This is a genomic window from Ancylobacter sp. (assembly GCF_965279025.1).
Classification (GTDB): domain Bacteria; phylum Pseudomonadota; class Alphaproteobacteria; order Rhizobiales; family Xanthobacteraceae; genus Ancylobacter.
Window position 1 is genome coordinate 1987579 of record NZ_OZ257132.1, and the last position, 23166, is coordinate 2010744.

The following is a 23166-nucleotide window of genomic DNA, read 5'->3' on the forward strand; positions in this document are numbered from 1 at the left end:
AATCGACATACCGTCTGCGCATGTTCGCTATATCTATAGTCGGTATGTAGATCGCATGACCCAGGCCGCCGCCACGCGCTTCCCGTTCTCGATCGGTCACGTCGCGAAGGTGACGGGCGTCGCGGTCTCGACCATCCGCTCCTGGGAGAACCAGGGGCTGCTCACGCCCAACAAGTCGTCCGGCGGCCACCGCTCCTATGGCGAGGCGGATATCGAGCGCATCCGCCGCATCGACCGCATGCGCCGCGTCGAGGGCCAAAGCCTGTCCGGTATTCGCCGCTTCCTCGAAAGCGAGGAGGAGGCCACCGCCGCGCCGGAGAGCGAGACGGCGCCGGTTGCCGCTTTCAATCATATTGGCGCGCGCGTACGCAGCCTGCGCCAGGAGGCCGGCATGTCGCTGCGCGAGCTCTCCGAGCGCACCGACATCGCCTCCTCGCATCTCAGCATGTTCGAGCGCGGCGTGGCCTTTCTCTCGCCGGCGCGGCTCAATGCCATCGCCGAGGTGTTCGGCCGCACGCTCGCGGAACTGCTGGGCGGCACCAAGGGGCGCGACTTCCCGGTGGTGCGCCACGGGCAGGGGCGCATCGTCGGCTCCTTCGGTCCTGGCGTCATCATCGAGCAGCTTACCGTCTCCCAGCGCATGATGGACGCCGAGGTGTGGACCATCGACCCCGACCGCGAGAGCGACGGCTTCTACGCCCATGAGGGCGAGGAACTGATCTACGTGCTGGAGGGCTCGCTCGAACTCGCCCTCGCCGACCGCGACGCCGAGGTGCTGAATCCGGGCGACGGCGCCTATTTCAACAGCCGCATCGCCCATCGCTGGCGCAACACCGGCGACGTGCCGGCCAAGGTGCTGTGGATCAACACCGACAGCGACCGCCTCTCGACCATGAGCTTCGAGAAGAGCGACCGCCGGCTGGGCCTCGGCGCCGGTCTCGGCAGCGGCATTGGCGAGGGCGCGCTGAGCCTTGAGCTGCCGCCGGGCGCCCGCACCTTCCGCGTCATCGAGACCCATACGGAGGGGCACCCCACCCATATTCTGATCGAGCCGCTGGAAGGGCTGGACGCCGACAGCGTCGTCGGCAAGGCCCGCCAGTTCGCCGCGCGCTATGACAGCCTCCGGCCCATGCTCCTGCATGAGCCGCGCGGCCATTCCGGCGCCTTCGGCCTGGTGCCGGTGGCCTCTAGCGCCGCCGATTTCGGCGCCTTCTTCATCTCGTCCTATGGCTATCCCGGCCTGTGCGGCCACGCCATCATGGGCTACACGGCGGCGCTGCGTGCCCTTGGCCGCCTGTCGCGCCACAAGCGCTTCACCATCGAGGTGCCGGACGGCATCCTCGCCGTGCATGTCGGGATCGAGGGTGATGCGGATGCCATCGCACTCGAAATGCCGCCGGCCATCGTCGCGGAAACCGGCCGGCATGCCCGCATTGCCGGGCGCGATCTCACTGTGTCCATCGCCATGTGCGGCGACTGCTACGCCCTCGTCGACGCCGACGCGGCCGGGCTGCGGCTCGATGTGAGCGGTATCGACGATCTGCTCGCCGTGGGCGACGCGCTGCGCCACCATCTGAACGAGGCGCTGCCGCGTCGGCGCGGCGCGCAGCCGGCCATCGATTGCGTGCTGTTCCACGGCGCCGGCGAGGACGGGACGGTGCGCCAGTTCCTCGCCATCGACCGCCAGAAATTCGACCGCTCCCCGGGTGTCGCCGGCCTTGCCTGCCTGCTGGCGCTGCGCGGCGCCGAGGGGACGGCCACGCCGGGCACGCGGCTTCAGGCCGTCAGCCTGTTCGGCGGGCAGCTTTCCGGCGAACTCATCACGACGACCCAGGGTGCCGGCGGCGCCGTGGCGGTCACGACCCGGATCACGGGACGCGCGCACCTCAAGGCCGTGGCGACGCTCATCCAGGAGGTGGGCGATCCTCTCGGCAGCGGCTTCCTGAGATAGGCCCACGCCCCACTACCAAACCAGAGAACTAGGGAACCGACGATGATCACCGCCTCGTCCATCCGGCCGTCCCCGGCCGCCGGCCTTGCATTCCGACGCTTCGTCCTGCTGTTCGTGGCCGCCGTCGTTCTGGCGCTCTCGACCTTCCAGTCCGCCTTCGCCGCCGATCCGAACCTCGTGCTCGACCGCATCCGCAAGAGCGGCGAACTGCGCGTGCCGGTGATGATCGGCGAGGAGCCGGGCTATGTCCGCGACCGCAACACCGGCGAGTGGAGCGGCTTCTATGTGGACTGGGCCAACGACATCGCCACGCTGCTCGGCGTGAAGGTCGTGCCGGTGGAAACCACCTGGGGCAATCTCGCGGCTGATTTCCAGGCCAACAAGATCGACATCGCCTTCGGCCTCAACCCCAACCCGAAGCGCGGGCTGGTGGTCGATTATCTCAGCGTGCCGCTGTTCACCGACGCCTGGGCCATCGTCACCAAGCCGGGCTTCGCCAAGAAGACCTGGGCCGAGCTGAACGATCCCGCCGTGCGTCTGGTCGTGCAGAAGGGCGGCACCATGCAGGTGGTGGCGGAATCGCTCACCCCCAAGGCCACCATCACCCCGGTCGAGGATCGCTCGCTCGGCGTCATGGAGCTGCAGGCCGGCCGCGCCGACGCGATGATCCTCGCCGTGTTCGACGCCATCGAGGTCTCCAAGCAGATCAACGGCCAGATCGTGCTGCCCAGCCCGATGCTGCTCAACCCGGCGACCATCGGCATGCGCCGCGAGGAGGGCAATGAGGGCTATGAGAACTGGCTCACCAACTGGGTGAACCAGCAGCGCGCGCTCGGCCTCGCGCAGGGCAAGCTGCGGCAGACCTTCGAGAAGCGCGGCATCGACCTCTCCGTGCTGCCGCCCGAGTTCAACTTCTGACGCCGCTCCCGGTGCCGGCCTCCGCCGCCGGCACCGGGGCACCCTCTCCCCGATACGCAAGGTTGCCGCGTCGTGTTCGACTGGTCCGTCATCACCCAGAACGCCCATCTGTTCGCCTGGGGACTCATCGTCACCCTCGAGTACACGGTCATCACCTGCGTTCTCGGGCTGGTCATCGGGCTTTTGGTCGCGCTGGTGCAGCTTTCGCCGGTCAAGGCGCTGCGCGTCGTCGGGCGGCTGTTCGTCGAGTTCTTCCGCAACGTGCCGCTGCTGGTCTGGCTGCTGTGGAGCTATTACGCGCTGCCGATCTTCGCCGGCATCAACATCAGCAAGCAGGCCGCCGGCATCCTCGCGCTCAGCCTCTATGGCGGCGCCTATTACGCCGAGATCCTGCGTGCCGGCATCCAGTCGCTCGACCATGGACAGGCCGATGCCGCCAAGGCGCTGGGCATGCGCTCCTGGCAGGCCATGCGCCGCATCATCCTGCCGCAGGCCTTCCGCCAGATGATCCCGCCGCTGGCGGGGCAGACCATCATCCAGATGAAGAACACCACGCTGCTCTCGGTGCTGACGGTGCCGGACCTGCTGTATCAGGCCAGCTACGTGTCCTCGTTCACCTACCGCCCGATGGAGGTCTACACGGTGGTCGGCCTCATCTTCCTCGTCATTCTCATCCCCTCCAACTATCTCGCGCGCCGGCTCGAGATGAACTCGCAGTGAGAGGGCGCGCACCATGACACTTTCCCCCAACGATGCCGCGCCGCTGGTCGAGGTGAGCGACGTGCGCAAGTCGTACGGCTCGCACGAGGTGCTCAAGGGCATCGACCTCACTGTCTATCCCGGCGAAGTGGTGGCGCTGCTCGGCTCATCCGGCTCCGGCAAGACGACGCTGCTGCGCTGCGTGAACCTGCTGGAACATCCCAGCTCCGGCCGTATCGCCATCGATGGCTCGACGATCTTCGACCGGGCGCCGGACGGGCGCGACAATGCCCGCACCAGCAGCCGCGACGTCGCCGCCATGCGCAGCCGCGTTGGCATGGTGTTCCAGCAGTTCAACCTGTTCCCGCACATGAACGTGCTGGCCAATGTGATGGAAGGCCCGCGCACCGTGCTGGGCGAGAGCGAGGCCAGCAACCGCGCCCGCGCCCTCGATCTTCTCGCCAAGGTCGGCATGTCGGACTTCGCCGACCGCATGCCCGGCCGGCTCTCGGGTGGGCAGAAGCAGCGCGTCTCCATCGCCCGCGCGCTCAACATGCGCCCCGCGCTGATGCTGTTCGACGAGCCGACCTCGGCGCTCGACCCGGAACTGGTCGGCGAGGTGCTCAACACCATGATCACGCTGGCCCGCGAGGGCATGACCATGCTGGTGGTGACCCATGAGCTCGGCTTCGCGCTGGAGGTCGCCACCCGCGTGGTGTTCCTCGACCAGGGCGCCATCTGCGCGCAGGGCACCCCGCAGGAGGTTCTGCTCCACCCCACCAATGAGCGCGTGCGCACCTTCGTGAACCGCTTCCACGCCACCGCCGAACTGATGCGCCCGCTGCTGCAGAACTGACGCGCCGGCCGGCGTCTCCCCCCGATCTCCGCTCTTTCTCGCATGCCACCGCGGCGTGCCACGCCCCCGCTTTGTCCCGACACACAAGTTCAGAAGCCGAGACCGCACATGAGCAAGACCAACTGGCAGGGCATCCACAGTGTCCTCGTCACGCCCTTCCTTCCCGAGGGGCCCATCGACTTCAAGCGCTATGAAGAGCTTGCCGAGGCGAACATCGCCAATGGCGCCGACGGGCTCATCGTCTGCGGCTCGACCGGCGAGTTCTACGCCATGAGCGTGGCCGAGCGGGTGAAGCTGTTCGAGGCGACGGTGAAGGTCGCGGCCGGCCGCGTGCCGGTGCTGGCCGGCGTCTCCGACCTGCACACCGACGTGGTGCTGGAGCTGACCAAGGCCGCCGAGACCACCGGCTGCGACGGCATCCTCGCCTTGCCGCCGATCTATTCCAAGCCGGACCTGCGCGAGGCCGAGCACTTCTACCGCCGCATCTGCGCCGCCTCCGGCCTGCCGGTGATGCTCTACAACAGCCCGGTGCGCATTGGCGTCAACATCACGCCCGATCTCGTCGCCCGGCTCGCCGAGATTCCGAACGTCGTCGCCATCAAGGATTCCTCGGGCGACATCCAGCAGGTCGCCGAGCTGTGCCAGAAGGTGAAGGGCGAGCTCGCGGTGTTCGTCGGCTACGAGACGATGATCCGCTCGGCGCTCCCGCTCGGCGTCGTCGGCGTCGTCGCCATGGCGCACCAGCTGTCCGGCCGCCTCGTGCGCGCTTATTTCGACGCCTGCGCGGCTGGCGATACCGCCACGGCGGACCGGCTGGAGCCGGCGCTGTTTGCCATCTACCGCTGCTTCAAGACCGGCAGCTTCTATGCCGGCATCAAGGCGGCGATGAACACGCTCGGCCAGCCGGTCGGCATCCCGCGCGAGCCGCTGCTGCCGTTCACCGACGCCCAGCTCGCCAGCGTGGCGAAGATCCTCGCCGACGCCGACGTCGCCGCCACCCTCCAGACGCTCGCCTGAACGGACACATCTATTATGCGCAGTACCCGCATCATCCAGGGCATCGATTCACACACGGCCGGCTGCCCGCTCCGCCTCATCACCTCCGGCTTCGGGCCGATCCGCGGCGCCACCATGGTGGAGAAGCGGGCCGACCTCATGAGCCGCGACTGGCTGCGCCAGCTTGTGCTGTTCGAGCCGCGCGGCTCGTTCAACATGCCGGCCGCCGTGCTGACCGAGGCCTGTTCGCCGGATGCCGATATCGGCATGCTGATCCTGGAGCCGGACACCTATCCGCCGATGTGCGGTCATTGCGCCATGGCGGTCGCCACCATCGCGGTGGAAGCTGGCTACATCACCGCGCAGGAAGGCGAAACGCTGGTGCGGCTCGACACGCCGGCCGGCGTGGTGCCGGCGCGGGTGAAGGTGGAGAACGGCCGCGCCGTCTCGGTCACGCTGGAGATGCCGCTCAGCTTCCTCTACCAGCGCGACGTGCGGGTGGAGACCAAGAGCTTCGGCACGGTGCGCGCCGACATCGCCTTCGGCGGCGATTTCTACCTCATCGTCAAGGGTTCCGACCTCGGCCTCGACCTCACCACCGACAATGCCTGGGCGCTGGTGAGCGCCGCCGCCGAGCTGCGCGCCGGGCTGAAGGACATTCCCGTCCAGCACCCCACGCTCGCCCATGTCAACGAGATCTATCAGATCGAGATCGTCGGCGAGGGCGACGGGGTGCGCTTCGACGGCAAGAACGTCGTGGTCTGCCCGCCCACCGTCATCGACCGTTCGCCCTGCGGCACCGGCACCGCCTCGCGCATGGCGATGCTGCACGGCAAGGGCGAGCTGAAGGTCGGCGACACCTTCCGCCATGCCGGCATTCTCGACACCGTCTTCACCGGCGCGATCCATGGCGAAGACAGGGTCGGCGAATTGCCGGCGATCCGCTGCACGGTGACCGGCTCGGCCTATCTCACCGGCAGCTTCAACTTCTTCCTCGACCCCAACGACCCGTTCCAGCAGGGCTTCCGCCTCACGGGCGTCTGAGGAACCGGGTTCAGGAGAGGCTCATGTCCCACGATTTCGACCCGAATGGCGTCACCGCGATCACCGATCATCTGATCGGCGGGCGTCGCGTCGCCGGCGACGGCGCGGAGATCGCGCTCCTTCGTCCCTCGGACGGCGCGCCCATCGGCACCATCCGGGCGGCGGACGAGGCGCTGGTGGACGAGGCGATGCGCAACGCCGCCGGGGCCCGCACCGCCTCCGGCTGGGCCAGCGCCACCGCGCTGGAACGGGCGGGCGTGCTCAAGGCGTGGGCCGACCTCATCGACGCGCGGCGCACCGAGCTGGGGCGGCTGGAAGCGGCGACGACGACCCGGCCGGTGGCCGACGTCATCACCCGCGACCTCGTCCGCGCGGCGGGCGCGGTGCGCTATTTCGCCGAATGGGCCGACAAGATCGAGGGCACGCTGATCGCCGGTGCGAACAGCGGCACCACCTTCCTGAAGCCCGAGCCCTACGGCGTCATCGCTTCCATCGCGCCGTTCAACTTCCCGGCCATCAACGCCATCTGGAAGTCCGCCCCGGCGCTCGTCACCGGCAATGCGGTGGTGCTGAAGCCATCCGAGCTCACCCCGTCCTCGGCGGTGAGGATCGCCGAGCTGGCTATCGAGGCCGGCCTGCCCGCCGGCCTGTTCAACGTGGTGCAGGGCGCGGGCGCCACCGGCTCGGCGCTGGTGCGGCATCCGCTGACGGGCAAGATCACCTTCACCGGCTCTTCCGCCACCGGCGCGCGGGTGATGGCCGATGCGGCGATGACCGGCACCAAGCCGCTGACGCTGGAACTCGGCGGCAAGACGCCCCAGCTGGTGATGGACGACGCGCATGATCTCGACGCGCTGGCCGCCACCATCGCCGGCGGGTTCCTCGCCAATGCCGGACAGGTCTGCACCGCCGGCACGCGGCTGATCGCGCCGCGCCGCCTGCTGGACGAACTGACGGCGAAGATCATCGGCATCGCGCAGGCGCGGGTGGCCGGCGCCACCTGGGATACGCGGGCGAGCCTTCCGCCCATCATCAGCGAGAAGCAGGCGGCGCGCATCGACGCCATGCTCGCCGAAACCGTGGCCAATGGCGCCACCATCCTCACCGGCGGCCGGCGCTGCGCCAACATGAACGCCGGTGCCTATGTCGAGCCCACCGTGCTGGCCGGCGTGCCGGATACATCGGTGGGTTTCCGCGAGGAATTCTTCGGTCCCGTCCTGTCCGTCTACGCCTATGACGACGAGGACGAAGCGCTGGCCATGGCCAGCCACCCCAGCTACGCGCTGGCCGCCAGCCTCTACACCACCAGCGCCGCCAAGGCGCTCGCCCTGCCGGCGCGTCTCAATGCCGGCACGGTGTGGGTCAACGGCCATGGCCGCCAGCCCGATTTCGCCACCCCGCAGGGCGGCTTTTCCGGCTCCGGCTTCGGCAAGGAGATGGGGCGCGCGGGGCTTGAAGGCTTCCTGCGCTTCAAGACCGTCTGGCTCAATCACGGCTGAGAACATGTCCGAACACGCATATGACTACATCGTCGTCGGCGGCGGCGCGGCGGGTGCCGTCCTCGCCAGCCGGCTGTCGGAAGCCTCGAACCTGAAGGTCGCGCTGGTCGAGGCCGGGCCGGACACGCCCCCCGGCGCCGAGCCCGCCGACACGCTCGATGCCTACCCGATCGTCGCCTATTTCAACCGGCTCTATCACTGGCAGAACCTCGCCATTCATCTGCGGGACCCCAAGCCGGGGGCCGAAGGCCGGCGCTACGAGCAGGCGCGGGTGATGGGCGGCGGCACCTCCATCAACGGCCAGTTCGCCTTTCGCGGCGTGCCCTGGGACTATGACCACTGGCGGGAAGCCGGCGCCGAGGGCTGGGGCTGGGACGATGTGCTGCCCTATTTCCGCAAGCTGGAGACCGATCTCGATTTCGGCGACAGCCAGATGCATGGCAGCCACGGCGCCCTGCCGCTGCGCCGCATTCCCGAGAGCGACTGGTCGCCCTTCGCGAAGACCGTCGCGGGCGTGTTCGACAAGCAGGGCATCCGCAATATCGGCGATCATAACGGCGTCTTCGACGACGGCTATTTCCCGATGACCATCAACAATGTGAAGGGCGAGCGCGTCTCCACCGCCCGCGCCTATCTCACCCGCGAGGTGCGGGCGCGGCCAAACCTGACCATTCTCGCCGATACCGAGATGAAGGATCTGCTGTTCGAGGGGCGCCGCGTCACCGGGCTCACCGCCGTCGGCCCGCAGGGGCCGCTGACGCTGAGCGCGCGCGAGGTCATCCTCTCCACCGGCGCGCTGCAGACCCCGGCGTACCTCATGCGCGCCGGCATCGGCGATGCCGCGCATCTGGGCGAGCACGGCATCGCGGTGCGCGCCGACCGGCCCGGCGTCGGGCAGAACCTGCAGGACCACCCGATGGTGGCCTTCGCGGCCTATCTGCCGAAATCCGCCCGCCTGCCCGCGACCCAGCGCCGCCATATCCAGATCGGCTACCGCTACACGTCCGGCCTGCCGGAGACGACGCCGGGCGACATGTTCGTGCTGCCCTCCAACCGCGCAGCCTGGCACCCGCTGGGGCGGCGGCTCGCCTCGATCCTGGTCTGCGTGAACCGGCCCTATTCGACCGGCGAGGTGCGGCTGCGCGGACGCGACGCGGCGACCGCGCCCTTCGTCAATTTCCGCCAGCTTTCCGACGAGCGCGACCTGAAGCGGCTGGAGGACGGCATGCACCGCCTGTGGGGCATCGTGTCCGATCCCGCCATGGACGGGGTGATCGACAATGTCTTCCCCGCCACCTTCTCCGAGCGGGTGCGCAAGCTCGGCGCGGTGAACCGCAAGAACTGGTTCATGACGCTGATGGCGGCGGGAATCATGGGCACCGGCCCGCTCTCCCGCCGGCTGATGATCGAGAACATCATCACGCCCGGCCTCAAGGCGCGCGAGATGATGGGCGACCCGCAGGCGCTGCGCGACTGGATCATGGAAAACGCCTGCGGCAGCTGGCACGCGTCCGGCACCTGCCGGATCGGCCGCCCGGACGATCGCCGCGCCGTGGTCGACAGCGCCGCACGGGTCATCGGTGTCGAGGGCCTGCGCGTGGTCGACGCCTCGATCATGCCGGCGGTGATCAGCGCCAACACCATGCTGACCACCATCATGGCCGGCGAGAAGATCGCCGACGCCATCAAATCCGGCCGCTAGGACAGGGGAACGACATGGCGATCCGGCGCTGGATCTCGACCATCGACAGCCACACGGCGGGACACCCGACCCGGGTGGTGACGGGCGGCGTGCCCGTCCTCCATGGCGACAGCGTCGCCGCGCGGCGCGACGATTTCCGCGCCCGTTTCGACCCGCTGCGGACCTTCCTGCTGCACGAGCCGCGCGGCCATGCCGCGATGGTGGGCGTGGTGATGACGGAGAGCCGGGTCGCCGATTTCGGCGCCTTCTTCCTCGGCAGCTACAAATATCTGGAGATGTGCGGCCACGCGACCATCGGCCTCGCCGTCACGCTCGACCATATGGGCCTTATCGGCCCTTCCGACCAGCCGGAGAGCCGCTTCACGCTGGAAGTGCCGGCGGGGATCATCACCGTCAGCGTCACCCGCGTTGGTGGTGCCGTCGCCGCCGTCACCTTCGAGAACGTGCCCGCCCACGTGGCCGCCGCCGATGTGCCGCTGGCGGCAGGCGGGGTGAGCGTCTCGGCCGATGTGGTGTGGGGCGGAAATTGGTATGGCCTCATCGAGGCCGCCGCGGCCGGGGTGGAGCTGACGCCGAACGGTGTGTTGCACGCCATGGCGACCGGCGCCGCGCTGAAGGCCCGGCTCAACGCCCTGATCCGCGAGGGCGGCGTGGCGGGCGCTTCCGAGCCCATCGACTCGATCCTGTTTTATGAGACGCAGTTCGACGAAAAGGGCGTGGTCAGCCGCCAATTGGTGGTGCTGGAATCCAACAAGTTCGACCGCTCGCCCTGCGGCACCGGCTCCTCCGCCCGCCTCGCCCAATTGGTGGCGCGCGGCGTGATCGGCCTCGACCAGCCGATCCGCACCCGCAACATTCTCGGTGTCGACTTTTCCGCCACCGCCCGCGCCATCGAGGGGCGGGCCGGCGCCATCCAGCCGCACATCGTCGGCCTGGCTCACATCACCGGCGAGCATCGCTTCACACTCGCCGACAGCGACCCCCTGCCGGACGGCTTTCTCTGCCGTTGAGGCCAACATTCGGCCCGCACTCCCCGGGCCCAGGAGACCATTGATGACCGACCATTCCGCCTATGACGAGACCATCGAGCTGCTGATCGACGGCGTCTGGTGCCAGGGCTCCGACGGCAGGAGCGAGGTGCTGGAGAACCCGGCTACCGGCGAGGCGCTCGGCACCGTGCCGCACGCCTCCGACGCCGATCTCGCCCGCGCGCTTGAGGCCGCGCAGCGCGGCTTCAAGCTGTGGAAGGCAATGACCGCGCAGGCGCGCTACACGCTGATGATGAAGGCGGCGGACCTCATCGAGGTGCGCAAGGAGCGCATCGGCCGCCTCCTGACACTGGAGAACGGCAAGCCGTTGGGCGAAGCGGTGCCGGAAGTGCAGTTCGCCGCCGATGCCACCCGCTGGTATGCCGAGGAGGGCAAGCGCGCCTATGGCCGGATCGTGCCGGCCCGCATGGCCAATGTCCGCCAGATGGTGCTCAAGGAGCCCGTGGGTCCCGTCGTCGCCTTCGCCGCCTGGAACTTCCCGTCCTCCAACGTCATCCGCAAGATCGCCGGCGCGCTCGGCGCAGGCTGCTCGATCATCATCAAGCCGGCGGAAGAGACGCCCGGCACGGCGGTGGCCATCGCCCGCTGCTTCCAGGAGGCCGGGCTGCCGGCGGGCGTGCTCAATGTCGTGTTCGGCGAGCCCGCCCATGTGAGCAAGGTGCTGATTTCCTCGCCGATCCCGAAGGCGGTGACGCTCACCGGTTCCACGGCGGTGGGCAAGCAGTTGCAGCGGCTGGCGTCCGACACGCTGAAGCGCTGCACCATGGAACTGGGCGGCCATGCCCCGGTGATCGTGCATGGCGATGCCGATCTCGATCTCGCGGCCCGCACGCTGGTGGCGTTCAAGTTCCGCAATGCCGGGCAGGTCTGCACCTCGCCGACGCGGTTCTTCGTGCATGAGCAGCTCTACCAGCCTTTCGTCGAGCGCTTCGTGGAGCTGGCGTCGGTGCTGAAGGTCGGCAACGGCCTCGATGCCGGCACACAGATGGGCCCGATGATCGCCCGCCGCCGCCTCGCCGTCATGGAAGAACTGGTGAACGACGCCGTCGCCAAGGGCGCCGAGCTGAAGCTGGGCGGACGGCGCATCGGCAATCACGGCCATTTCTTCGCGCCGACCGTGCTGGCCGACGTGCCGGCCGATGCGGCCATCATGTCGACCGAGCCGTTCGGCCCCATCGCGCCGATCACCTCGTTCGCCGGCTTCGACGAGGTGATCGAGCGGGCGAACGCCCTGCCTTACGGCCTCGCCTCCTTCGTCTTCACCCGCTCGGGCGCGCTGGCGGCCCGCACCGAGGAAGCGCTCGATGCCGGCCTCGTCGGCGTCAACCACATGGCGGTGTCGACGCCGGAGACGCCCTTCGGCGGCGTCAACGAATCCGGCTACGGCTCGGAGAGCGGCATCGAGGGGCTGGACGCCTTCCTGCGCACCAAGTTCGTCAGCGAACTGGCGGCGCTCTGACGTCCCCGGCGGACCCGCGCGGCGGCGGATCACCGCAAGGCTGCTAACGGGGCGTGTCGAAGTCGGTCGCGATGGAGATGTCGCGCCAGGCGGCGATGTCGGCCCGGAAGGCGTCCAGCTTGTGCTCCGCTATCGCGTGGGCGCGCGGCCCGATGGGAAGGTGCAGCGGCGGGTTGTCGGCATCGACGGCCTGCAGCATGACGGCGACGGCTTTCGCCGGGTCGCCGGCCTGCCGGCCGTCATTGGTCTGGCGGTAGCGACGTCGCGCCGGCACCGTCTCGGCATAGGCGGCGATCTCGCGCGCCGCGGCGTTCATCGAGCGGCCGAGGAACGCGGTGCGGAAGGGGCCGGGCTCGACGATGATCACGCGCACGCCGAGCGGACGCAGTTCGTCGGCGAGCGCTTCGGACAGGCCCTCCACCGCGAACTTGCTCGCATTGTAGAAGCCGAAACCCGCCGAACCGGCGATGCCGGCGCCGGAGGACAGGTTGACGATGCGGGCTCCGCCGCGCTTGCGCAGTGCCGGCAGGGCGGCCCGCGTCGTCTCGATCAGGCCGAAGAGATTCACCTCGAACATCGGCCGATATTCGGCGGGCTCGCCCTCCTCGATCGCGCCGATGAAACCGAAGCCGGCATTATTGACCAGGACGTCCAGGCCCCCGAACGCGCTTTCGGCCAACGCGACCGCCCTCGCGGCGGCACCGGGCACGGTGACGTCGAGCGCGAGGCTGCGCACCGTGTCGGGATAGCGCGCGCACAGCTGCTGCAGCGCATCTGTCGAACGCGCCGTGGCGACGAGGCGGTCGCCGCGTGCGGCCACGGCCTCGGCAAGCTGCTCGCCCAATCCGGACGAGCATCCGGTAATCAGCCAGGTTTTCATCATATTCTCCTTCATCGGAATGGCGCGCGGCGGAAGCCGACGCAAACAACGGCCGGCGCGCGCGCCGGCTATGGGGATGAGGCGAATGTAGGCGTTTGGATTTGTTCGGTAACTGACAGTACCGTACGATCTCCGTTCATTTCTGTCAGGGGCGACCATAGCCGTGCCGGCACGCTGGGCGCCGCCTTCGGGCGCTCGAACAGGTCACCGCCATGCGCTTTTCAGAGAACGGCCGACGGTTTCATTCTGACGGATGATGGCCATGCCATCATCGCTCTGGCGGAGCAGAGAGGGCGCGCTGGCTCTGACAGATCACGGTGCGTTCCCGGCGCTGTAGCTGCAGCGGCGCCTCGCCGCTAGCGCTCGGCGGCGGCCGTGCGGATCAGCGAATCCAGCATCCGCTTGCGCTTGGCCTCGTAGTAATAACCCTTGGCATAGAGCGTCACCGCCCGCTTCTCGTCCCGCCCGGCGACGCGATAGGCATTGGCGAGATAGGCGACCGCGTAGGTCATGTTGGTGTCGGCGTCGAGCAGATCCGTCGGCGAGCCGCGGAAGCCGAGGCCGCGCGCCGTGTCGACGCGGATCTGCATCAATCCCCAATAGGGCCCGTGGCGCTGCCTCGGGTCGAACTTGCTCTCCCGCCAGGCCACGCGGCGGACAAGCGTCGCGGGCACATCGAAGCGTTCCGCGTGGCGCTGGATCAGCGCCTCGATATGCGCAGGTGCCCGCTCGGCCGTCGGCCGGCTGCTGGCGGGCTCGGGGCTGTTATCGATGGGCGCCGCAGCGTCCTCCTGCGGGGTGTCGGCCTCGATGTCGGCAACGATGTCGGGCACCGCTGCCACGAGGTCCGGCTGGGGCTCCGGCGCGGCCATGGCCAGAGCCGTGGCGGGTGCCGTCTCCGAAAGGCGCGGCGGCGGCAGCGGCGCCACCGCCGGCATGACCGTGCTGCGGATCTCCGCAAGACGTTTCGGCGGCAGGGGAACGGGAGACGGCACATCGGAAGGCGCGGCGGCAGCAGCGGAGGCGGCGGCGGATCTCCGCGCCGGCAGCGCGATCGTGGTCACCCGATGCGACGTCTCGATCCGAGTCGCCACCTCGCCTTTCACCACCAGCCACCCGCCGGGCGGCGCGTCATGCGGCACGGTCACCCAGCTGGCATAGGAGGGAGCGACCAGATCCGCCCGCGCATGGGGGAGGGGCGTGAGAAGCACGGCACGAATGGTCTTGTCGGCTGGCCGCGCGACAGGCTGGGCCGGCGTCGTGGCAGACCCGTTCGACGACCGGGTCGAGGCCGGCGCCACGGGCTGCGGGGCAGAGGCCGCCCATGCCGGCGATGCGCCCGGCAGGGCGCCAAAAACCACGGCGCCCACCAGCGCCGGCAGCGCGCCCGCGCGTAGCCTTCGGTTCATTCGTTGCTGTGCCGCTCGCGATCTCACGCCGCTGCGTAGCACAATTAACCAAGGTCGAAAACGCCGCTCTCGCCGCGTCGCCCTGCGCGGGCTGGCTACCGCCCGGAGCATGTGCCCGGCACCCGCCTACAGGCGGCGGCCCGCAGCGTCCGGCTCAAGCCGGCGACAGCGGGATGCTCTGCTCGAACCGGAACAGGTTATCCGGGTCGTAGCGACGCTTCACGGTGCTCAGCCGCGCGAGGTTTTCGCCGTAATAGGCCTGCTGCCAGTCCTTCAGCGTTCGGTCGGGGAAGTTCACATAGGAGCGCGCGAGCACGAAGCGCTGCATGTCGGCGAAGTAATCGTCGAGCCACCGGGCCTGCTGCTCCACCAGCTGCGGCGGATCCAGCGGCGACCAGGTCCGCTCCATCTCGAAGATGAAGTTGGACCCGCGATGCACATAGGCGGTCTCGTCGGGCTTCTTGTCGCCGACCGCGCCGCCGATCGCGAACAGAATTCCCATATTCGTCTGCCGCATCGCGCCGCCCGGCCATTTCGACATCCAGGACAGCGACGCCTCCAGGGCATCGGCGGCCAGTTGCTCGCGTACCATGCTCGAGCGGACGTCGAAGAACCCTTCGGGGTCGTCGGTCACCAGATAGTCGCGCGCCTCCCAGTAGCTCATCTGCCTGATATAGGCGCGCGCCGGCTCCAGCAGGCGGAACAGCGGCTGGATCAGCTCGCGGAAGGCACTCTCCGGGCCGTAGAACAGGCCGAGCGTCTGTGCGGCCAGCTGGTCGCGGCCGGGGAAAGCCCCGGCCTGTTCGGCGGCGACCTTGCTGCGCGTGGAGATGTCGCGCGGGTTGTTGAGCTGCAGGTCCTGCAGCGCCAGCATCAGCTCGACCTGCTTTTGCGCCGGCCAGACGATGTTGAAGACCGTCACCTCCCGCACCGGCACCATGCGATAGGTCAGGCTCGTATGGATACCGAAATTCCCGCCGCCGGAACCGCGCAGGGCCCAGAACAGGTCGGCATTCGTCTCGCTGCTGGCGGTGATCGGTTCGAGGCTCGCCGGCACCAGCTCGGTCGACAGCAGCCTGTCGCAGGTCAGCCCGGCATGCGTGCTGGCAAAGCCCCAGCCGCCGCCGAGCGTCAGGCCGGTGACGCCGACCGTCGGGCAGCGGCCGGACGGGATGGCAAACGGAAAGGCGCTCAGCACGTTGGCCACGTCCTGATTGGTGGCGCCGCCCTGCACGGTAAGGGTCTGCTCGCCGGGATCGACGCTCACCCGGCGCAGGGCGCGCACATCGATCAGCAAGCCCGGCGTGGTCGAGTAGCCGGCATAGGAGTGACCGCCGGAGCGCACCGCGAACACTTCGCGATTGTCGCGCGCCCAGCGCAGGCACCGCACGACGTCGCCCTGCGAGGCGCACAGCGCAATGGCGCGCGGCAGCACATTGTCGTAGCGGGCATTGTTGGAACGGGCGCTGTAGCGGTAGGCGTAGTCGTCCGGCAGCAGAAGCCGGCCCTGCATGTCGCGCGCGAGCGCCGGCAGGCCGCCATCGCCCGCGTTGATCGCGAACTGGGCGAAAGCTGCGTTCGGCGCTGCCGCAAGCGCCGCGCCCGCAGCAGCGCCTGCGCCGATAAATCCGCGCCGGGAAAAAGTCGTCGCCATCGCTGAAGCCCCCAGACAATGGGCTCAGCTTACACGGTCGTCGGTGAATTTTCTCTGACCGCGCCGCGAGGACCCCACCCTGCTCGCCGCGCTCAGCCCGCGCGCCACAGGTGGGGCGGACAATGCAGGCGCGGGCCGGGCGGGTGGAAGGCGATCTAGGGCAGATAGGCGTCGGCGCCGATGGCGATGATGTCTTCTTCGCTGAGCGTGCGGTTCCAGTGTGAATAGAGCGTCTGGCGCGCGGCCGGCAGGCCGACCTCCCGGCGCAGATAGCGATGGATCTGCCGGAAGGCCTTGTGCTCGCAGCCACCCCAGAAGAAGGCGCGGTCTGGATCGGCCGGCCACGCGACGGATCGTACCGCGTCGGGGAGCAGGGCGGTGGTGCCGGGGGCAGCGCCGGCACGATGCAGCCAGCGCAGCTCGACTCCGGGGGGATGGGCCAGCGGCGGCTGTTCGCCCGGATTGTCGACCTCAATGAACGCCGTACCCCGCGCTGTGGCGGGAAGCTGTTCGAGAAGGCGCGCAATGCCGGGAAGGCCGGTTTCGTCGCCGGCCAGCACATAAAAATCCGCCGGCTTCACCCCATTGGCGGCGGGTCCCAATATGCCGACAATATCCCCGGGCGCCGCGTCCAGCGCCCAGCGCGTCGCCGGGCCGGGCCGCGCGTGCAAGGCGAAGTCGATGGTGATCTCGCCCGCGGCGGCGTCGATCCTGCGGAGCGTGTAGACGCGCGTCGTTAATTTCTGCTGCTGCGGCCACAGCACATGGCCGCGATCATCCAGCACCGGCCATTGCGGCGCCGAAACGTCCTTCGGCTGGAAGATGAGCCGGCAATGGAGCTGGTCCGGGCGGTCGTAGCGCGCCAGATTCGCGCCCTTGAAGACGATGCGGCGCATGCGTGGGGTCAGCGCCTCCACCTGCGCGACCTCGAGCACGCGCAGGTCATCCGGAGGTGCGGGACCGAGTTGGTCGCCGCTCCAGACGATATCGAGCTTTTCGCTTGCGGCTATGAAGCTGATCGGCCCGACCAGCGCATGCTTCAGCCGGTTGAAGGCGGTGGGGTCGGGTGTTTCCACCGCGAGCCGCAGCAGGCCGGGGCGCGCGTCGAGGCGGGCACGCCCGAAGGGGCCGGTAATTTCATAGGCCCCATCCTCGCCTTCGACGCGCATGTCGTGGGTGGCGATGGCGGCGAGGATCGGGTCGAGGAATTGGGCGAGCCTTGGAAAGTTGACGCTTGCCGTGGCGCGGTAGAGACGCGGCTCCGCCGGCGGCATCATGGCGTGCCCTCTTTCTCGTGCAGCGAGATCCAGAGCGGGCCGTCGATCGGTTGGCTGAGGAAGCGGTCATTGATCTGCGACAGCGTCGCGGCGGGATCGAGGTCGCGGCAGCGCTGCGGGTGCAGCCATTTTGCCGCGACCTCGACGAACAGCACATTCAGCGGCGGCACGCCGATCAACCCGGTCCAGATGGCGTGCACGCGGCCGTTGCGCACGCTCGCCATCTGGTCGAAGCCGGTGCGGCCCGCGAGGCGCGCCAGCGCCTTGCGCGCGGCATCCGGATCGAGCCCCGGCGCGATGGCGGGGCGGCCGCCGGCGGCCCAGCCGCCGCCGGAGGCGATGTAGGCCTCGTGCGGGGTGCTGATGAGATATTCGAGATGCAGCTTCTGGAACCAGGGCGCCGTCACCGCCGGCAGGGTGCGGCCACCCGCACGCGCAAGCAGGTCGCCCCAGATGCGGTTGCCCGCCGCCCAGCAGCAGTCATCGACGGTCGACTGGATTTCCAGATAGGTGGTGACGGGCGCGGCGCCGACGAGACGATGCCGAACCTCCGCAAGGCGCCGGTCGACGAACGCCGCATAATCGTCCGCCTTCGCCTGCACGCCGAGCAGCTCTCCCCACATCCGCAGATAAGCCCGCAGATCCCGGCCGCTTCCCGCCCCCGCGTCAGGCGCGTTGCTGGACGCATCGCTGAAGACCACCGGAATGCCGTTGTGCTCCAGCCATTGCACCAGCGGGTCGCGCGCCCCCTCCGGCGCCATGAAGAGGTTCGCCACCACGAGATCGGGCGAAAGCGCGGCGATCTTCTCGCGGGAAATCGAATCGGCGGTCATCTGGCCGACGGTGTCGATGCGGCGCCCCCGCTGCATCCGCGCTTGCAGCACCGCACTGTCGATCCGCTCGGTGGCGGCCCAGCCGACGACGAGCGCCGCCGGGTCGGCGTGCAGCACGGACATGCTGAGGATATCCCGCGCTTCCAGCAGGATGATGCGCCGGGGCGGCGCGGGCAGCGATACCACGCGGCCCGCCATGTCGGTCACGGTCAGGGCGGTCTCTGCGAGCGCCGCCTCCGCCTGTCGTGCGGCAAGCAGGCCACCGAGCGCCAGCGCGGCGCAGAAGCCGCGTCGGTTCAGCCGCGCGCCGGCTACCATGTGTAGCGCAGGCCCGCCAGGACGAGCCGGCCATTGCCGAACTGGCAGTAATAGCCCGAGCTGCAGCTGGAATAGTAATCGACATCGAGAAGGTTGGTGACGTTGAGCGTGCCCTGCAGGCCTTGAAACCTCTGGTCGAGAACGCCGAAATCATAACGCAGCGCGGCGTCGACCAGCGTGTAGCCGTCGACCTTCAGGGTGTTGGCATTGTCGGCATAGCTCGAACCGACGAAGCGCACGCCGCCGCCGACCATCAGGCCCCGCAGCACCCCCGTGTCGAAGGTGTAGCCCGCCCAGAACGAGCTGAAATAGTTCGGCACCGCCTGCGGGTGCTTGCCGATATCGGCGGCGACGGTCGACTGGGTGATGGTGGTGTCGAGCAGCGTCACGGCGGCGATCACCTCCAGATTGCGGGTGACATTGCCCCGCGCCTCGAATTCCAGCCCGCGCGAGCGGATCTCGCCCTGCTGGACATTGAAGCCGGGAATGACGTCCTGGGTCAGCACGTTCTGCTGGCGGATGTCGAAGGCGGCGACGGTGAACAGCGCGTCCATCCCCTGCGGCTGATATTTCAGGCCGACTTCATATTGCTCGGCCGTGGTGGGGACGAAAGGCGCGCCGTCGGCATCGACGCCGATGACCGGTTCGAACGAGGTGGAGTAGCTGGCATAGGGAGCCAGCCCGCTGTCGAACAGGTAGAGCAGGCCGGCGCGGTAGGTGGTGGCCTCGCTCTCCTGCTGCGAAGAGCTGGCGGCCAGCAGGTTGTCGGTGTCCTGCTGCAGCCAGTCGTGCCGCACGCCGAGCACGGCGCGGAAGCCGCCAAAGCTGAGCTGGTCCTGCGCATAGAGGCCCGCCTGCCAGAGCGACTGGTCGCTGTCGATCACGGTCGCGAGCGGACCGACGGGCTGGCCATATTGCGGAAACACCACGTTCAGCGGCGTCGCCGCGCCCATCTGGTACTCCCACCCGCTCGTTGAATTCTGGTAGTCGACGCCGAGCAGCACCTTGTGCTGGACCGCGCCGGTGGCGAAATCGAGCTGCGCGTGATTGTCGGAAGAGATGCCGCCGACATCTTCGATCGACTTCACTGCATAGCGCGGAATGAGCCCGGCCGAGGTGATCGGGCCGGCCATCTGCAGCGACTGGAAGTCGACGTCGACATGGGAATAGCGCAGGCTCGACCGGAAGGTCAGCAGCGCGTCGAAGCGATGCTCGAACTTGTAACCGATGCCGTATTGTTCGCGCTCGAACGAGTCATAGGCGGGGTCGCCAATATTCAGATCGCGGTCGAGCAAGGGCTGGTAGGCCGCCGGCGCCAGCGCTCGCGCGTAGAGCGAGTTGAAATAGCCACCGTCCGGGTCCTTCTGATAATAGCTGTAGAGGGTCAGCGACGTGTCGGCGTCGGGCTGCCACGTCACCGCCGGCGCGACCCCGATCCTCTCCTCGTCGACATCGTCATATTGCGTGCCCGACTGGCGTCCGATGGCGCTGAAGCTGTATTGCCACGTGCCGTCCTCGGTCAGCGCGCCCCGCGAGGTAAGCCCGCCCTGGAGGCGGCCATAGCTCCCCCCTTCGAGGCGAAGCTCATTATAGGGCTCGGCGGAGGGCGCGCGGCTGATCTGGTTGACGATGCCGCCCGGGCTGACCGCGCCATAGAGCACGGCCGAGGGGCCCTTCAGCACGTCGATGCGGTCGAGCAGGAACGGGTCGATGGCGGTCTGGGCGAAGGCCTGGCCACGCGGCAGCTTCAAACCGTCGAGGAAGCTCACATAATTGGTCGCGGTGCCGAACGATCCGAACCCGCGGATGAAGATGGAATCGTAGCGGCCATTGGTGTCGCGATCCGAGAGCACGCCGGCCGTGTAGCGCAACGCCTCGCTGACGGTTTGCGGGTTCTGCTCGTCCATCTGGCGCCGCGTGACGCTGGTCACCGATTGTGGCGTCTCCAGAACGGGCGTGTCGGTGCGGGTCGCCGTCGCGCTGCGCCTGAGCAGCAGGGTGTCGCGGGTATCCGTGGGCGCGGTGCCGTCCTCGACCACCGTCACGGTGTCGAGCTGTATGGCGGGCTCCTGGGCCCAGGCGGCACTTGAGGCCGCGCTCATGGCGACCAGCAACGCGCCGATGGATACGGCGTGATGCCGCCCGAACATACTGTGCTGGATCATCATGTCCTCTTGGACCCCTTCGCGCCAGAACGACCCGCCCGAGGCGCGGCGCACACCCGGAGAGCCCGACTTCAACAGGCTTCGGAGATATCTAAACGGGACGATCCCGTCCAGTTTATTCATGTGATTTATCAGTAGATTAGAATTGGAATGGGTTGCAGTTGGCGCTAAAGAGCGGCATGTGCGATGGGACGTTGTCGCCGCATGTCGTCGCATCGCCCATGTCAGGGCGATCGGCAAGGGGGAGTACATGGTCGAACGAAAGGTGCCGCCTCGGGGGCCACGCGGCGGTCGTCCCACGCGGGGGAACGCGCAGGAGCCGGTCGAGCGCATCCTTGAGACGGCGACCCGCCTGTTCGCCTCCCGAGGTTTTGCCGGCACCTCGATCGATCAGGTCGCCGCGCTCTGCGGCGCCGGCAAGGACACGATCTATCGGCGCTTCCCGTCCAAGGTGGCGCTGTTCCAGGGGGTGGTCGAACAGGCACGTGCGCGCGCACTGGGGCGGCTTCAGGAACTGGCACCGATCGAGGGCGGGGCGAGGGAGCGCCTGAGAGGACTGTTGCGCACCTTCCTCGCCATCAACATGGAGCCGGAACTGATCGCGCTGAAGCGCATCACCTTCAGCGAGGCCGTGGTGTTCGAGAAATCGGGCGCCGTTCCCTCGCAGCCCGATCCGCTCATGGCGCGCCTGGTCGAGACGGTCGCGGCGGCGCAGGCGGACGGCGTGCTGCGGGCGGGCAACCCGGAGGACATCGCCGCCCACCTCATCTACAGCCTGGTGGCCATCCCCACGGCCGACGCCTTGCTCGGCGGCGCTCGTTACGAGGAACCGCAGCAACTCGACCGGCATTTCGAGGCCGTGTGCGAATGGCTGATGGCGGGCGTAGCGTCGCCGGTGCCGGAACGGTCAGGCGACAGGATCGGCTGACCGTCAAAGGCAGGGTGACGGATGTGCCGCCCGCCCGCCCGGGCGGGGCGATCTTCGCACGGGCCTGGGCCCGCCCGGTGCAACCCTGCCGGCGGGCGGCGCTGAGCGCGATGCGGTGCGCACGGGTGGAGGCATCCTCGGCCAGACGGGCACTCAACGGATGGTGCCCTGGCGTGAGCCTGCAGAATCCGCCTTCGGGCGCCGAACCGGCGGTCAACGTGCTGTCCGTGCCGTTGCGTTCTACGCAGGGTGCCGCATCGGGCATCCTGGATAACCCGCCCGGGAGTTCGAAGCCCTCACTCGGGATAAGTTTCGCCTTTGTCCGGTGCATCCTTGTGGAACAGGATGAACACCAGGGGGTTGCCGGGCTCGGCCATCGCATCGCTACGCTGGCCGGTCACCTCTCCCGCCACCTGGCTGGTGTATTCGGCGACCACGTCGCCAAAACTGTTGCGCTGGATGGCGAGCTTCTGTCCGGGTTCCACCTTGTCGTTGAGCCTGACCAGATGCTCGACGATCCCGCCCTCGCTCGCCAGGATCGGGAAGGCGCTGTTGCCGACGAAGACGCTCACGTCCTTGCCCGTCCGGCCCATGGGCCCGGCGACGATGCCGTGATGCTTGAGGACATTCATCGTGCCCTCCACGAACAGCGCGATCATGTCGAGGTCCAGCACGCGCGCCGCACCGATCTCCGGTGTGAAGGCGGGGATGCCCACATCCATGAAGGCATTGTGCAGCACGCCGGGATAGACGTGATTGTCGAAGACCTGGCTCACCGGATAAAGCTCCACCATCGCCTTGACCTCGGGCACGTCCATGCCGGCGATGTTGAAGGCGGCGACCTCGAACCCGGTCGTCCCGGTGTGAAAGTCGATGGCGGCATCGGCGTTCGGCTGCAGCAGCCGTTTGAACAGCAGGCCGGCATGCCGGCTGGGCGCGGTGAGGCCATTCTCATTGCCGGGCCATTCCCGGTTCATGTCGATCAGGTCGGCGCCCCGGCCAGCATTGGGCCATCGGCGCTGCAGGCCCTCCATAGCCGGGCGGGACACGTCGGTAACCGCCATGACGGTGCCCGACATCTCGGCCGGATCGAGGCCGTTCATCACGGTCTGGACCGTGTGCACGGAACTCATCTCGTCGCCATGCACGCCGCTGACCAGAACGACACGCTTGCCCGGCCTAGCTCCCCTGGCGACGGTCACGGACACATACCAGTGCTGCCCGCTGGGCATCTCGACGCCCTGAAAATACAGCTGATGCTTCTTCCCCGGCTCCAGATCATCGACGTCGAGCGTGCTGACGACCTTTCTCCCCTGGATGACATCGCCGGTATAGACGGTTGCGGATGCAGGATCGGATGCCGGGCCGGCAGCGTTTTGCGCGGAGCCCTCGGCGCTGGCGGAAGCAGCATGGGCGACGAGCCCGGCGGAGGCGCCGATGGTTGCAGCGGAGGCGATGATGAAGTCGCGGCGATCGAGGCGCTCGTGCGGCTTGTTCGACATGGCGTGGAGCCTTCCTGTGATTTGCCC

At 68.4% G+C, this 23166-nt stretch carries 18 protein-coding genes; 11 read left to right on the plus strand and 7 right to left on the minus strand.

The features are described from left to right. Positions 1-55: 55 nt before the first annotated feature. The 10 genes from ACQY76_RS09175 to ACQY76_RS09220 all read left to right on the plus strand — a co-directional run bounded on the left by ACQY76_RS09175 (position 56) and on the right by ACQY76_RS09220 (position 12173). On the plus strand, positions 56-1951 hold the full coding sequence (locus tag ACQY76_RS09175) for a proline racemase family protein (RefSeq protein WP_428032573.1): 1896 nt from the start codon (positions 56-58) through the stop codon (positions 1949-1951). Between the two features lie 42 nt (positions 1952-1993). Continuing rightward, entirely contained in the window at positions 1994-2869 is an 876-nt protein-coding gene (locus ACQY76_RS09180) for a transporter substrate-binding domain-containing protein (RefSeq protein WP_428032574.1), read from the plus strand. A gap of 72 nt (positions 2870-2941) precedes the next feature. After that, positions 2942-3589: an amino acid ABC transporter permease gene (locus ACQY76_RS09185; RefSeq protein WP_428032575.1), complete on the plus strand. Its 648-nt coding sequence runs from the start codon at positions 2942-2944 to the stop codon at positions 3587-3589. Positions 3590-3602: 13 nt separating this feature from the next. Continuing rightward, positions 3603-4424, plus strand: coding sequence for an amino acid ABC transporter ATP-binding protein (locus ACQY76_RS09190; RefSeq protein WP_428032576.1), 822 nt, complete (start codon positions 3603-3605; stop codon positions 4422-4424). A gap of 108 nt (positions 4425-4532) precedes the next feature. Beyond that, the gene (dapA, locus tag ACQY76_RS09195; RefSeq protein ID WP_428032577.1) at positions 4533-5441 is read left to right on the plus strand and encodes a 4-hydroxy-tetrahydrodipicolinate synthase; all 909 of its coding nucleotides are present in this window, start codon (positions 4533-4535) and stop codon (positions 5439-5441) included. A gap of 15 nt (positions 5442-5456) precedes the next feature. After that, positions 5457-6464 carry a proline racemase family protein gene (locus ACQY76_RS09200; RefSeq protein ID WP_428032578.1) on the plus strand — a complete coding sequence of 336 codons (1008 nt, stop codon included), beginning with the start codon at positions 5457-5459 and terminating at the stop codon, positions 6462-6464. A gap of 23 nt (positions 6465-6487) precedes the next feature. Continuing rightward, positions 6488-7963, plus strand: a complete 1476-nt coding sequence (locus ACQY76_RS09205; RefSeq protein WP_428032579.1) for an aldehyde dehydrogenase family protein — start codon at positions 6488-6490, stop codon at positions 7961-7963. Between the two features lie 4 nt (positions 7964-7967). Next, the gene (locus ACQY76_RS09210; RefSeq protein WP_428032580.1) at positions 7968-9665 is read left to right on the plus strand and encodes a GMC family oxidoreductase; all 1698 of its coding nucleotides are present in this window, start codon (positions 7968-7970) and stop codon (positions 9663-9665) included. 14 nt (positions 9666-9679) lie between these two features. Next, complete coding sequence (locus tag ACQY76_RS09215; RefSeq protein WP_428032581.1) at positions 9680-10675, plus strand: proline racemase family protein; 996 nt, start codon at positions 9680-9682, stop codon at positions 10673-10675. A gap of 43 nt (positions 10676-10718) precedes the next feature. Next, complete coding sequence (locus tag ACQY76_RS09220) at positions 10719-12173, plus strand: NAD-dependent succinate-semialdehyde dehydrogenase (RefSeq protein ID WP_428032582.1); 1455 nt, start codon at positions 10719-10721, stop codon at positions 12171-12173. A gap of 43 nt (positions 12174-12216) precedes the next feature. Here the strand turns inward: ACQY76_RS09220 and ACQY76_RS09225 are convergent, their stop codons facing one another. The 6 genes from ACQY76_RS09225 to ACQY76_RS09250 form a co-directional block, all read right to left on the minus strand. Further along, complete coding sequence (locus ACQY76_RS09225) at positions 12217-13053, minus strand: oxidoreductase (RefSeq protein WP_428032583.1); 837 nt, start codon at positions 13051-13053, stop codon at positions 12217-12219. Between the two features lie 356 nt (positions 13054-13409). Next, positions 13410-14462 (minus strand): transglycosylase SLT domain-containing protein, encoded by a 1053-nt coding sequence (locus tag ACQY76_RS09230; RefSeq protein ID WP_428032584.1) that lies wholly within the window; start codon positions 14460-14462, stop codon positions 13410-13412. A 154-nt stretch (positions 14463-14616) separates the two neighbouring features. Then, positions 14617-16116 (minus strand): FAD-binding oxidoreductase, encoded by a 1500-nt coding sequence (locus ACQY76_RS09235; RefSeq protein WP_428032585.1) that lies wholly within the window; start codon positions 16114-16116, stop codon positions 14617-14619. 155 nt (positions 16117-16271) lie between these two features. Then, a complete protein-coding gene (locus tag ACQY76_RS09240) occupies positions 16272-17393 on the minus strand; it encodes a DUF2218 domain-containing protein (protein WP_428032586.1) in 1122 nt (373 codons plus the stop codon). After that, positions 17390-18544, minus strand: coding sequence for an ABC transporter substrate-binding protein (locus ACQY76_RS09245; RefSeq protein ID WP_428032587.1), 1155 nt, complete (start codon positions 18542-18544; stop codon positions 17390-17392). Before ACQY76_RS09245 ends, ACQY76_RS09240 begins: the two co-directional genes overlap by 4 nt. Next, positions 18538-20709, minus strand: a complete 2172-nt coding sequence (locus tag ACQY76_RS09250) for a TonB-dependent siderophore receptor (protein WP_428032588.1) — start codon at positions 20707-20709, stop codon at positions 18538-18540. The genes ACQY76_RS09245 and ACQY76_RS09250 overlap by 7 nt, the downstream gene beginning before the upstream one ends. Positions 20710-20959: 250 nt before the next feature. Between ACQY76_RS09250 and ACQY76_RS09255 the strand changes: the two genes are divergently transcribed. Next, positions 20960-21637, plus strand: coding sequence for a TetR/AcrR family transcriptional regulator (locus tag ACQY76_RS09255; protein WP_428032589.1), 678 nt, complete (start codon positions 20960-20962; stop codon positions 21635-21637). Positions 21638-21933: 296 nt separating this feature from the next. Here ACQY76_RS09255 and ACQY76_RS09260 read toward each other — a convergent pair whose 3' ends face one another. Continuing rightward, the gene (locus tag ACQY76_RS09260; protein ID WP_428032590.1) at positions 21934-23139 is read right to left on the minus strand and encodes a M14 family metallopeptidase; all 1206 of its coding nucleotides are present in this window, start codon (positions 23137-23139) and stop codon (positions 21934-21936) included. Between the last annotated feature and the right edge of the window lie 27 nt (positions 23140-23166).